Source organism: Achromobacter sp. (genome assembly GCF_032113835.1).
In the GTDB taxonomy this organism is placed as follows: domain Bacteria; phylum Pseudomonadota; class Gammaproteobacteria; order Burkholderiales; family Burkholderiaceae_B; genus Achromobacter.
On the sequence record NZ_DAMCTG010000008.1, the window covers coordinates 43,887 to 56,378 of the forward strand.

Consider the following 12,492-nt stretch of genomic DNA (forward strand, 5'->3'; position numbering starts at 1 on the left):
ACAATGATGCAATCCCAAATCGATTTCGCCTTGGCGACACCGGAAATCCTTCTGCTGATTTTCGGCCTGGCTATCCTGCTCATCGACGCGGTCAGCAATCACCCCGAGCGCAAGCCGACGTTCCTGCTGACCATGCTTGCCCTGGGCGTGCTGACCGTCGTGTCGGCCGTGCAGTGGAAGAATGGCGTGGCTGGCTCGACGTTCAACGGCCTGTACGTCACGGACGAGCTGTCGCACCTGCTGAAGATCGCCTCGTACCTTGCCGTCGGCGTAACGCTGATCTATGGCCGCGTGTATGCGCAGGTGCGCGACATGATGCGCGGCGGCGAACTGTACGTGCTGACGCTGTTCGCGCTGCTGGGCCAGATGGTCATGATCTCCTCCGGGAACCTGATCTCCATCTACCTTGGCCTGGAACTGATGTCGCTGGCGCTGTACGCGCTGATCGCCCTGCGCCGTGACAACGTCGTCGCCACCGAAGCCGCCATGAAGTACTTCGTGCTGGGCGCGCTGGCCTCGGGCTTCCTGCTGTATGGCATGTCCATGATCTACGGCGCGACCGGTCACCTGGATCTGACCGAAGTGTCCAACGTCATCGCCGCCGGCAAGGCCGAGAAAATGGCGCTGGTGTTCGGCATCGTGTTCCTGGTGTCGGGTCTGGCGTTCAAGCTGGGCGCCGTGCCGTTCCACATGTGGGTGCCGGACGTCTACCAGGGCTCGCCGACCGCCGTGACGCTGATCCTGGGCGGCGCGCCCAAGCTGGCCGCCTTCGCGATCACGCTGCGTCTGCTGGTTGATGGCCTGCACGGCCTGGCCACCGACTGGCAGCCGATGCTGATGATCCTGGCCGTGCTGTCGCTGGCCATCGGCAACCTGACCGCCATCGCGCAGACCAACTTCAAGCGCATGCTGGCCTACTCGACCATCTCGCACATGGGCTTTGTCCTGCTGGGCCTGATGTCGGGTTCGGTGGCGGGCAAGCCGGAACTGTCGTCGGCCGCCTACGGCGCCTCGCTGTTCTACATGCTGACCTACGTGCTGACCACGCTTGCCAGCTTTGGCATCGTGCTGCTGCTGTCGCGTCAGGGCTTCGAGTGCGAGCACATCGACGACCTGAAGGGCCTGAACCGCCGTAGCCCGTGGCATGCCGCCATCGTGCTGCTGCTGATGTTCTCGCTGGCCGGCATTCCGCCGCTGGTGGGCTTCTACGCCAAGCTGGCCGTGCTGCAGGCGCTGATCTCGGCGGGCCACGTCACGCTGGCCGTGGTGGCGGTGCTGTTCTCGCTGATCGGCGCGTTCTACTACCTGCGTGTGGTCAAGGTCGTCTACTTCGACGAGCCGGCGGCCGACGCCGCCCCGATGGTGGCCACGGCCGGCCAACGCGGCGTGCTGTCGATCAACGGCGCCCTGATCCTGGTGCTGGGTCTGTTGCCCGGTGGCTTGATGGCGCTGTGCGTGCAGGCCATTCGCTCGTCGCTGACCCTTTAAGGACGGATAGCAGCCATGAACCAGACGCTGGCGGTATGGCTGTTGATCGCGCTGGCGCTCGTCAGCGCGAATCTTCCCTTCCTGACCGAGCGCGTGTTCGCCGTGCTGCCCTGGAAGCAGGGCGGGGCGGCGGCGGTCAAGCCGTTCTGGATGCGGTTGATCGAAGTGCTGGTGTTCTACGCCATCGTCGGCGCGCTGGGTTTTGCGTTCGAGTCCACACTGGGCAACCGCTTCGCCCAGACCTGGGAGTTCTACGCAATCACGCTCAGCCTGTTTCTGGTGCTGGCGTATCCCGGGTTTGTGTATCGGTATCTCTTCAAGCGGCATCCGCGTCTGCGGGCCTGAAGGCGCCGCGGCCTGCCCGCGCATCGAAGCACGAAGACGCCCCGACCGGGGCGTTTTTTTATGCCCGCAGCAATGCCGGCATCGGTCTCGTCCCGCGATAAAAGCGCATGCAACCCGGCCCTTTTTTGACTTCTGATCCGTCCTGGATTTTGCGCCAGATCAAAGCTGTTGTTTTTTTATCCTTTTGATTTGCAAGGGCCTTTCATTCAGGTTTCATTCAGCGCCTCCGTTCAGAATCGCAAACGACAAAAAAACAAGAATCGTTGTTATTTACGTTCTGGAGAAGTCCGCTTGAAGCCCCAAGATTCGTATTCGCTGAATACGCTCGCCACCTCGCTGGCCGCCGCCATTGCCGCGCCCGCGTTGTTCGTCAGTCCCTATGCGGCAGCCCAGTCCGCCAACGCCGGCGTGACGCAGTTGTCGCCCGTCCGCGTCGAGGGCGAAAGCTCGTCCTACCAGACCTCGACCGCGCAGTCGCCCAAGATGACCGCGCCCCTGCTGGACACGCCGCGCACGGTGCAGGTCGTGCCGCAGCAGGTGATCCAGGATCAGGCCGCGTCGACGTTGCAGGACGTGCTGCGCAACTCGCCGGGCATCACGTTCGGCGCAGGTGAAGGCGGCCGCCCGGGCGGCGACCTGCCGATCATCCGCGGCCAGAATTCCGCAGGCAGCATTTTCCTGGACGGCATCCGCGACAGCAGCACGCAAGTGCGCGATACGTTCAATCTGGAGCAGGTCGAGATCATCAAGGGTCCGGATTCGGTGTATGCCGGCCGCGGCGGCGCGGGCGGCAGCATCAACATGGTCAGCAAAGCGCCCAAGACCACGGACTTCACTGAAGCAACTGCGCAGATCGGCACGGACAACAACTACCGCGCCACCATCGACAGCAACTGGCGCCTGGGCGAGAAGGCGGCGTTCCGCCTGAACGTGATGGGCAACAAGGGCGACACGCCGGGTCGCGATGATGCCGTGGACTTCGAGCGCTGGGGCGTGGCGCCGTCGCTGATGCTGGGCGTTGGCACGCCGACGCGCATCACGCTGAGCTACTACCACTACCAGGACGACAGCATGCCCGACTACTCCATCCCGTATGACCCGAAGTCGGGTCAGCCGGTGACGGAGACGATGGGCGTCAGCCGCAAGTCGTTCTACGGCTTGACTGGCCGCGACTTCATGAAGACGCGCGATGACGTCGCCACGGTGGACTTCCAGCACGACTTCTCCGACAAGCTGCAACTGCGCAACGTGACGCGCTATGGCCGTGGCACGACCGATTTCGCGGCGACCAATCCCGACGACAGCAAGGGCAACATCCCGAACGGGCTGGTGTACCGCGCGCTCAAGTCCGGTTATTACGTCACCAAGACGTTCGCCAACCAGACGGACCTGACCGGCGAATTCGACACCGGCAGCTTGAAGCATTCTTTCGACCTGGGCTTCGAGTACAGCAACATCAAGCAGGACAAGGACAGCTACACCCAGACGATCGCGCGTGGTCCGATGGGCTGCAAGGTCAGCGCCACGGACCTGTCGAACCCGGCGCTGTGCACGTCGCTGTGGGATCCGAATCCCCACGACGACTACACCGGCAAGCTGACCCGCAACAACAATCCCGCTGTCTACAACACGGACACGCTGGCCCTCTACGGCTTTGACACCATCAAGTTCAACGAGCAGTGGCAGGCCAGCCTGGGCGCGCGCTGGGACAACTATCGCACCAGCGGCAGCAACATCGCGCGCGGCCGCAGCGATCCGGCCGGCACCCCCGCGTTCTACAGCACGAACCGCGAGGACAACCTCTTCAACTACCAGGTCGGCCTGGCGTACAAGCCGGTGCCCAACGGCACCATCTACGCCACGTACGGCACCTCGTCCACGCCGTCCGCCATTGCCGGCGGCGCGATCAGCGATGCGACGTCGCTGTCGACGTCCTCGCTGGAACCGGAAAAGAGCCGCACGGTGGAACTGGGCACGAAGTGGCAGGTGTTCGACGACAAGCTGACGCTGTCGGCCGCGGCGTTCCAGGACATCCGCAAGAACACCAGCGTGGCCGTGTCCGCGACCGAAGTGGCGCAGGTGGGCGAAGCCAAGGTCCGCGGCATCGAGCTGGGGTTCTCGGGCGCCATCACGCCGAAGTGGAACGTGTTTGGCGGCTATACCTTCATGGACAGCGAAATGACCAAGGGCGCGTACAACAGCGGCGCCGTCGGCCAGGACCTGCCCAACACGCCGCGTAACGCCTTCAGCCTGTGGACGACCTACAAGGTTTTGCCCAAGCTGACGGTTGGCGGCGGCGCGTATTACGTCGACAAGGTCTACGGCAACTCGGACGCTACGAAGAACGCCGACGGCACGCCCAAGGAGCGCTGGGTGCCTTCGTACTGGCGCTTCGACGCGATGGCCGGCTACGAATTCAACGACCACTTCTCGGCGCAGTTGAACGTGCTGAACATCTTCGATGAGACGTACTACACCAAGGCCTATGCGGCGCACTATGCGGCGCTGGGCTCGGGCCGGGCGGCGCTGCTGTCGCTGCGCGTGCGGTATTGATCAAGGGGCGCCGCGTTGGCGGCGCCGACCGGCATGAAAAAAGCCACCTCGTTTGTCGAGGTGGCTTTTGCTTTTGGGGAGGGGGATGGCGTTCGTTGCTGCAATGAGGCGTTGCTGCGCGGCTGCACGGTGTCTGACACCCGTTGAGACATTGCTGCAAGCTGACGGTCGTCTCCCCAGGGTGTCAGACACCTTGTCGCAAGCTGACGGTCATCTCCCTAGGGTGTCAGACACCTCGTCGCTGGATCAGCTTTCGAACCAGTTCAGCACGCCGTCCAGTCCCGAGACATTCAGCGCATAGCGCGTTTGCTGACGCACCAGCGGTTTGGCGTGGTAGGCCACCGGGAAGCCCGCGTTGGCCAGCATCTTCAGGTCGTTGGCGCCGTCGCCCATGGCGATGATCTGGTCCGTCGAGGCGCCATGCGTGCGCGCGAATTCGCGCAGGTGTGTGGCCTTGGCGTCGGCGTCCAGGATGTCGCCAAGCACGCGGCCGGTGAGGACGCCGTTTTCGATTTCAAGCGTGTTGGCATGAGCGCTGTCCAGGTTCAGCCGGGCGCGCAGGCGCTCGGTGAAGAAGGTGAAGCCGCCCGACACCAGCAGCACCTTGATGCCGGCGGCCTGGGCCGTGGTGATCAGGCGCTCGGCGCCCGGGTTCAGGCGCAGCTTTTCCTCGTAGACCTCGTCCAGCGCGCCGGCGGGCGCGCCCTTGAGCAGCGCGACCCGGCGGCGCAGGCTTTCCGCAAAGTCCTTGATCTCGCCGCGCATGGCGGCTTCGGTGATCTCCGACACCTTGTCCTTCACGCCGACCACGCCCGCGATCTCGTCGATGCACTCGATGTTGATCAGGGTCGAGTCCATGTCCATGGCCAGGACCTTGCAGTTGGCAAGCTTCAGGCCGGCAGGCACAAAGGCGGCGTCGACGCCGCGCGCCTCGGCCCAGGCGCTCACCACGGCGCGCGTCTCGTCGTCGTGCTGCACGTCGAGCAGGCGGGCTGCGGTGTTGCTGATGCGCGCCACGCCTTGGGCCTGGGCCAGCGCGGCGAGCTGCTCCGCATGTTCGATGGCGAGGCCGGGGGATTGGACGACGAGATTGTGGGTAGTCATGGCGGATGGATAAGGGTGTCGGGAATTACTTCAATGCGCGCAGGACGGCGCGCACGGCGTCGGCCCGGGCCGGAACTTGGGGCGCCTTGATCTCGACGCGCAGCTTGTCCTGCCCAGCCAGCTTGATGTGCCGCTGCCGCTGGACGAGCTCGATGATGCGGGCCGGATCGACCGAGGTCTTGGGGCCGAACTGGATCAGGGCCTGGGCTTCGCTGGCATCGATCTTGACGATGCCGAGCGGCTGGGCGGCCAGGCGCAGGCGGTGCGTGGCCAGCAGCGTCTGCGCCGCTTCGGGCAGTTTGCCGAAACGGTCGATCAGTTCTTCCTGGATGTGGATCAGGTCGTCTTCGTCGGCCGCGTGCGCCAGCCGCTTGTAGATGGCCAGGCGCGCGTGCACGTCGGCGCAATAGTCGGACGGCAGCAGCGCCGGCGCGTGCAGATTGACTTCGCACGCCAGGTTGAAGGGCGCGTCCAGGTCGGGTTCTTCGCCAGCGCGCAGCGCGCGCACGGCCTCGTTGAGCATCTCGTTGTACATCGAGAAGCCGACTTCCTGGATGTTGCCCGACTGCGAATCGCCCAGGACTTCGCCAGTGCCGCGGATTTCAAGGTCGTGCATGGCGAGGTAGAAGCCGGAGCCCAGCTCTTCCATGGCCTGGATCGCTTCGAGCCGCTTCTTGGCGTTGTTGGTGATCGCGTCCTCGCCCGGCGTCAGCAGGTAGGCGTAGGCCTGGTGGTGCGAACGCCCGACGCGGCCACGCAGCTGGTGCAGCTGCGCGAGCCCGAAGCGGTCGGCGCGGTGGATCACGATGGTGTTCGCGCTGGGCACGTCGATGCCGGTTTCGATGATGGTGGTGCACAGCAGCACGTTGTAGCGCTGCTGGTAGAAGCCCTTCATCACCTGTTCCAGCTCGCGCTCGGGCATCTGGCCGTGCGCGACGGCGATCCGGGCCTCGGGCACCAGCTCTTCCAGGCGCGCGCGGCGGTTGTGGATGGTTTCGACCTCGTTGTGCAGGAAGTAGCACTGGCCGCCGCGCTTGAGCTCGCGCAGCAGGGCTTCGCGCAGCGTGCTGCCGTCCTCGCGCCGCACGAAGGTCTTGATGGCCAGGCGCTTTTGCGGCGCCGTGGCAATGACGGAGAAGTCGCGGATGCCTTCGAGCGACATGCCGAGCGTGCGCGGGATGGGCGTTGCGGTGAGCGTCAGGACGTCGACTTCGGCGCGTAGCGACTTGAGGGCTTCCTTCTGGCGCACGCCGAAACGGTGTTCCTCGTCGATGATGACCAGGCCCAGGCGCTTGAATTTCACGTCCTTTGACAGGATCTTGTGCGTGCCGATGACGATGTCGACCCGGCCGTCGTTGATGCCTTCGATGGCGCTGGAGACTTCCTTGGCCGAGCGGAAGCGCGACAGTTCCACGACACGCACGGGCCAGTCGGCGAAGCGGTCGGTAAAGGTCTGCGCGTGCTGTTCGGCGAGCAGGGTGGTGGGGCACAGCAGCGCCACCTGTTTGCCGTTGGCGACGGCCAGGAAGGCGGCGCGCAGCGCGACTTCGGTCTTGCCGAAACCGACGTCGCCGCAGACCAGGCGGTCCATCGGACGGCCGGAGGTCATGTCGCTGAGCACGGCCTGGATGGCGGCGGCCTGATCCGCCGTCTCTTCGAAGCCGAAGCCCTCGGCAAACGCCTCGTAATCGTTCAGCGGCAGGTTGAACGCAAAGCCTTCGCGCGCGGCGCGCTGCGCATACAGCGCCAGCAATTCGGCGGCGGTGTCGCGGACCTGCTTGGCGGCCTTGCGGCGGGCCTTGTCCCACTGGCCCGAGCCCAGTTGATGCAACGGCGCGGCCTCGGGGTCGGCGCCGCTGTAGCGCGCGATCACGTGCAGTTGCGACACGGGCACGTACAGCGTGCTGCCGTTGGCGTATTCAAGATGGAGGAATTCCATCTCGCCTTCGCCCATGTCCATGTTGACCAGGCCGTGATAGCGGCCGATGCCGTGCTGGGCATGAACGACGGGGTCGCCCTCGCGCAGTTCGGACAGGTCGCGCACCATGGCTTCGACGTTGCTGGCGCGTTCCTGGTCGCGCTTGCCGCGGCGGCCGGTGGTTGCCAATCCCGGGTAGAGATCGTTTTCGGTCAGGAAGGCGAGGTTGGCGTCGGGAAGTTCGAACCCGATGCCCAGCGGCGAGGCGACGATGCCGAAATGCGCGTCCGACGCCAGAAAGCCTTCGATGGTGTCGGGCTGCGCATCGGGCGTGACGCCGAATTCGTTCAGCATCTGCACCAGGGTCTCGCGCCGGCCCGCCGAATCGGCGCACAGCAGCACGCGGGTGTGCCGCTTCTGCACCAGCGTGCGCAGCTTGGCGATGGGATCTTCGGCGCGGCGCGCCACGCTGACGTCGGGCGCGGCCCGGAAGTCCGGGTGCGGCTGACCGGCGGCCAGCGACAGGCGGCGGAATGCCTTCAGCCGGCCATAGAGCGATTCGCTGTCAAGGAACAGGGCGGACGGCGGCAGCACGGGGCGTTCGCGGTCGCTCTTTAGAAAGCCGTAGCGGCTGGCCGTGTCCTGGTTGAAGCGCTGGATCGCGTCGTCGATGTCGCCGACCGTGACCATGACCGTGCCGTCGGTCACGTAGTCGAAAAGCGTGGCGGTTTCTTCGAAGAACAGCGGCAGGTAGTACTCGACGCCGGCAAACGGGATGCCGTTGCCGATGTCTTTATAGGGCAGGGCGCGGGAAGGATCGCCTTCGAAGACTTCGCGAAAGCGCGCCCGGAAGCGGTTGCGCGAGTCTTCGTCCATCGGGAACTCACGGCCGGGCAGAAGCTGCACCTCGCGCACGGGGTACAGGCTGCGCTGGGTGTCGACGTCGAAACTGCGGATGGTCTCGATCTCGTCGTCGAACAGGTCCAGCCGGTACGGCACCACCGAGCCCATCGGGAACAGATCGATCAGCCCGCCGCGCAGGCAGAATTCGCCGGGCGAGGTGACTTGCGTGACGTGGTTGTAATTGGCCAAAGTCAGCTGCGCGCGCAGCGCCGTTTCGTTCAGCCTGTCCTTCTGCTTGAACGAGAACGTGTAGGCGGCCAGGAACGAGGGCGGGGCCAGACGGTACAGCGCCGTGGTGATGGGCACCGTCAGCACGTCCACCGTCTTCATCATCAGCGAGTGCAGCGTGTTCAGGCGCTCGGAGATCAGATCCTGGTGCGGCGAAAACGCGTCGTAGGGCAGCGTTTCCCAGTCGGGTAGCTGCCGCACGCGCAGGCCGGGCGCGAACAGCTGGATTTCCTCGGCTAGCCGCTGCGCTTCTAGGGGTTCGGCCGTCAGGATGACCAGCGGCGCGCTGGCCTGGCGCGCCAGATCCGCCAGCAGCCAGGCGTCGCCGGAGCCCGGCGGCCGGGGCTGCGCGTAGCGCGTGCCGGGCTTCAGCGCGGACAGGGTGGGGACCGTGGCGGGGACGGGCGGTGCGGCCGTGGCGGAGGAGGAAGGGGCGGGCATCAGGCTGGAAGCGGACATCAAGCGAACGATTATAAAATCTCCGCACCATGTCTGACTCAATCATCGCAATCGTGCCCGCCGCCGGCGTCGGCGCCCGCGCCAGCCGGCCCGGGCACGAGGCCGTGCCCAAACAGTACCGTCCATTGGCCGGACAGCCCATGCTGCGGCACGCGGTATGCGCGTTGCTGGCCGATGAACGCGTGTCGCAGGTGCGCGTGGCGGTCACGCCGGGCGACGGCTGGGTCGACGCCGCGCTCGCCGGCTTGCCACGCACGGTCTGGCGCGCCTGCGGCGGCGCCACGCGCGCCGATACGGTCGCGGGCGCGCTGGCCGACAGCGGGGTCGCGGATGATGCCTGGGTGCTGGTGCACGACGCGGCCCGCCCGGGTTTGCCCGCCGCGGCGCTGGGGCGGCTGATCGACGCGTGCCTGGCCGACCCGGTTGGCGGGCTGCTGGCTCTGCCCGTGGCCGACACGGTCAAGGGTGGCCACGAGCGCGTCGAGCGCACGCTGGACCGCAATGGTTTGTGGCTGGCGCAAACGCCGCAGATGTTCCGCGCGGGCGTGCTGCGCGATGCGCTGACCGCCGCGGCTGTGAACGGTGTCACCGTTACCGACGAGGCCTCGGCCATCGAGGCCGCCGGGTATGCGCCGCTGCTGGTCCCGGGCGCGATGCGCAACTTCAAGGTGACGTGGCCGGACGATTTTGAACTGATGGAAAAATGGCTATGAGCATTCCTTTTCGCGTCGGGCAGGGCTTTGACGTGCACGCGCTGGTCGAAGGCCGCCCGCTGATCATCGGCGGCGTCACGATCCCCCATACTCATGGCCTGCTGGGCCATTCCGATGCGGACGTGCTGCTGCACGCGATCACCGACGCGCTGCTGGGCGCGGCGGGCCTGGGCGACATCGGCCGGCACTTTCCGGATACCGATCCGGCGTTCAAGGGCGCCGACAGCCGTGTGCTGCTGCGCGAAGCCATGGCGCGCGTGCGCAAGGCGGGCTGGACGCCGGTCAATATCGACGCCACGCTGCACGCGCAGGCGCCGAAGATCGGCCCGCACGCTCCTGCCATGGTGAAGAACATCGCCGCGGACACCGGTCTGGCCGAGTCCGAAGTCAACATCAAGGCCAAGACCAACGAGGGCCTGGGCTATCTGGGCCGCAAGGAAGGCATCGCGGCCACGGTGGTCGCCCTGCTGGCGCGCGCCGATAGCTGATGCGCCGTGGCGTTGGCGCCACGTTTATCCCTGAAATCCAAAGCCGCCCGAGCCTCAAAGCCGGGCGGCTTTTACGTTGGAATACATCTTTAACAAATGCATAAGCAGATCGTTTTGTTCTGACTTACGCTCCGCGACTTGAAATCTGACTAATCAGGGACACTCAGATGCAATTACGGGGCGCGGGGCTACTTTTTGTGCTGGCCGCTTTTGCTACCTCCGCCCACGCGGCTTACGAGAAGCAGCTTGGTCCGTTGGCGGGCACCGTCAAGCAGCAGCTTCTGCAGGGCTGGCACGTCGGCGAGCAGGACGGCTGGTTCACCCTGCGCAACAGCGATGTGCCGGGCGGCGAGCAGACGTTCTACATCAACCCGGGTCCCGCCCCGGAAAACGGACGCATCACCGACGTCAACGTGATGGTCAACTCGAAGAGTCCCAAGGCGTCCATCGGCATCGCGCTGAACAACAATGCGCGCAAGGGCCTGTGCCTGCTGGAGATCCGGGCGGACCGCAACATCCTGCTGTTCTGTCTGGAAGGCCAGAAGCGCCGCGACATCGCGTCGGTTCCCAACGTCGCCAAGCTGGACGGCACCGACCGCATCCGCGTGGTGGAAGTGCCGGGCGCCGCGCGTTTCCTGGTCAATGGACAGAAGATCGGCGATATCGAGGACGAGGCCGCGCTGGGCAGCGAAATCGGCATCATGGCCTACGACGAGGGCACGTTCGGCATTGCCGATTTCATGATCGTCTCGGACGTGGCCGGCAAGCCGGTCGGGGTGGGCGCGCAAGGGTCCGCCGGACAGGGTGGTGCAAGACAGGGTAGTGCCGGCGCGCCGCGCGTGCCGTCGGCCGCGTCGCCGCCCGCCCAGGCCCCCGCCGACAATACCCCCGCGCTGGCCGGCGCTGGCCCGTATCCCCGCTTCGGCGGAGACACCTTGCGCATCGTCGCGGTCTACATCGGCATCATGCGCAGCATTTTCCTGCACGAGTTCGGGCACGCCCTGATCGGCGAGCTGGAACTGCCGTCCACAGGCGCGGAAGAAGACGCGGTCGACATGTATTCGGCCTTGCGGATCGTCGAGCCCACCATCTACCCGTCCGACAACGAGGACGTGAACGTCATGGCCCGCGAGGCCGCCACGTATGCGGCCCTGCAGTGGTACTACAGCGGCATGCTGGCGGAAAAGCGGGGCGCGTCGACGAACTCGGCCTGGCAGGACGAGCACACCGGCGACTTGAAGCGCTTTCGCAACATGCTCTGCATCATGTATGGCGGCAATCCGGCCGTCTTCGAAACCGTGGTCAAGCACGTCGGTTTCGAGGACCGGACCAAGTCGCGTTGCACCGACGAATTCAACAAGCAGAACCGTGCCTGGCGCCACCTGTTGGCGCCTCATACCCGCGTGGGCACTTGGACGCCGGACGGCCAGCAACCGGCCAACGCGCCCGGCGCGCCGGTCAACGTGGTGCTCGAACCCTCCAAGCGCAAGATCGGCAACCTGTTCGCGACGGCCATGTCCAACGCCGTCACCAACAGCGTCAAGGACCTGGGCAAGACCTACGTCCTGCCGCGGCCGATCAATGTGACGTTCAAGGATTGCGGACAGTTGAACGCCTGGTACAACCCGCGCGAGGGCTCGATCACGATGTGCTACGAGCTGATCGAGAACATCGCGGTGATGATTTCCGACATTGAAATGGGCACGGTCGGTGGTGAGGTTGTTGCCAACAAGGGAGGCGGTGCGCAGACGGCGCCACGGCAAGCCCCCTCGGCGGGACAGGGCATGCCCGCGTTGCCCGCCGGCGCCTTCGACGAACTGAAGGACTTCGGCGTGCCGCCGACCAGCCTGCTGTTCTCGTCGCCTTACAGGGGCCCGACGCCCGTCAAGCACACGCGTGCCGACGTCATCACGACGGGCGACCTGGTCAAGCTGATCAATAACGAGAAGAACATCCTGATCATCGACACCAGCGCGGGGCGGGATACGCTGCCTATCGCCTACCCGCTGCCTGATGCCGGGTCGGACGGCAGCGTCGCGGACCACCTGCAGGGCGCGCTGGACGACTGGCTGAAGAAGAAGACCGGCGGGCAGCGCAACGCGCCCATCGTGTTCATGGGCGCGGGCATGAATGACCGCTCGGCCTACAACGGCGCGTTGCGCGCGGGGTCGCTCGGCTGGCGCGCCTACTGGTATCGCGGCGGCATGGAGGCCTGGACCGCCAACGGCCTGCCCACGGCGCCGGTGAAAGCCGCGTCCGGCAAGTAGCCCGGCGGCGGCAACGGGCTCGGCGC

The 12,492-nt window shown here is 65.7% G+C and carries 8 protein-coding genes; 6 read left to right on the forward strand and 2 right to left on the reverse strand.

What is annotated here, in order from left to right; translation table 11 throughout:
- Positions 1 to 3: 3 nt before the first annotated feature.
- The 3 genes from nuoN to RT697_RS05285 all read left to right on the forward strand — a co-directional run bounded on the left by nuoN (position 4) and on the right by RT697_RS05285 (position 4,386).
- A complete protein-coding gene (nuoN, locus tag RT697_RS05275; protein WP_313697308.1) occupies positions 4 to 1,488 on the forward strand; it encodes an NADH-quinone oxidoreductase subunit NuoN in 1,485 nt (494 codons plus the stop codon).
- A gap of 15 nt (positions 1,489 to 1,503) precedes the next feature.
- A complete protein-coding gene (locus RT697_RS05280) occupies positions 1,504 to 1,833 on the forward strand; it encodes a DUF2818 family protein (protein WP_313697309.1) in 330 nt (109 codons plus the stop codon).
- Positions 1,834 to 2,124: 291 nt separating this feature from the next.
- Positions 2,125 to 4,386 (forward strand): TonB-dependent siderophore receptor, encoded by a 2,262-nt coding sequence (locus RT697_RS05285; protein ID WP_313697311.1) that lies wholly within the window; start codon positions 2,125 to 2,127, stop codon positions 4,384 to 4,386.
- A 246-nt stretch (positions 4,387 to 4,632) separates the two neighbouring features.
- Here the strand turns inward: RT697_RS05285 and serB are convergent, their stop codons facing one another.
- Positions 4,633 to 5,490, reverse strand: coding sequence for a phosphoserine phosphatase SerB (serB, locus tag RT697_RS05290; protein ID WP_313697312.1), 858 nt, complete (start codon positions 5,488 to 5,490; stop codon positions 4,633 to 4,635).
- Between the two features lie 25 nt (positions 5,491 to 5,515).
- Positions 5,516 to 8,998: a transcription-repair coupling factor gene (mfd, locus tag RT697_RS05295; RefSeq protein ID WP_313697313.1), complete on the reverse strand. Its 3,483-nt coding sequence runs from the start codon at positions 8,996 to 8,998 to the stop codon at positions 5,516 to 5,518.
- A 29-nt stretch (positions 8,999 to 9,027) separates the two neighbouring features.
- Between mfd and ispD the strand changes: the two genes are divergently transcribed.
- The 3 genes from ispD to RT697_RS05310 all read left to right on the forward strand — a co-directional run bounded on the left by ispD (position 9,028) and on the right by RT697_RS05310 (position 12,466).
- The gene (ispD, locus tag RT697_RS05300) at positions 9,028 to 9,711 is read left to right on the forward strand and encodes a 2-C-methyl-D-erythritol 4-phosphate cytidylyltransferase (RefSeq protein WP_313697314.1); all 684 of its coding nucleotides are present in this window, start codon (positions 9,028 to 9,030) and stop codon (positions 9,709 to 9,711) included.
- A complete protein-coding gene (gene ispF / locus RT697_RS05305) occupies positions 9,708 to 10,199 on the forward strand; it encodes a 2-C-methyl-D-erythritol 2,4-cyclodiphosphate synthase (RefSeq protein ID WP_313697315.1) in 492 nt (163 codons plus the stop codon). The genes ispD and ispF overlap by 4 nt, the downstream gene beginning before the upstream one ends.
- A gap of 167 nt (positions 10,200 to 10,366) precedes the next feature.
- On the forward strand, positions 10,367 to 12,466 hold the full coding sequence (locus RT697_RS05310) for a DUF4344 domain-containing metallopeptidase (RefSeq protein WP_313697316.1): 2,100 nt from the start codon (positions 10,367 to 10,369) through the stop codon (positions 12,464 to 12,466).
- The last annotated feature ends 26 nt before the right edge of the window (positions 12,467 to 12,492 follow it).

Coding starts and splice junctions, on each gene's coding strand:
- nuoN (WP_313697308.1), top strand. CDS start 4: ATGATGCAATCCCAAATCGATTTCGCCTTGGCGACACCGGAAATCCTT.
- RT697_RS05280 (WP_313697309.1), top strand. CDS start 1,504: ATGAACCAGACGCTGGCGGTATGGCTGTTGATCGCGCTGGCGCTCGTC.
- serB (WP_313697312.1), bottom strand. CDS start 5,490: ATGACTACCCACAATCTCGTCGTCCAATCCCCCGGCCTCGCCATCGAA.
- mfd (WP_313697313.1), bottom strand. CDS start 8,998: ATGTCCGCTTCCAGCCTGATGCCCGCCCCTTCCTCCTCCGCCACGGCC.
- ispD (WP_313697314.1), top strand. CDS start 9,028: ATGTCTGACTCAATCATCGCAATCGTGCCCGCCGCCGGCGTCGGCGCC.
- ispF (WP_313697315.1), top strand. CDS start 9,708: ATGAGCATTCCTTTTCGCGTCGGGCAGGGCTTTGACGTGCACGCGCTG.
- RT697_RS05310 (WP_313697316.1), top strand. CDS start 10,367: ATGCAATTACGGGGCGCGGGGCTACTTTTTGTGCTGGCCGCTTTTGCT.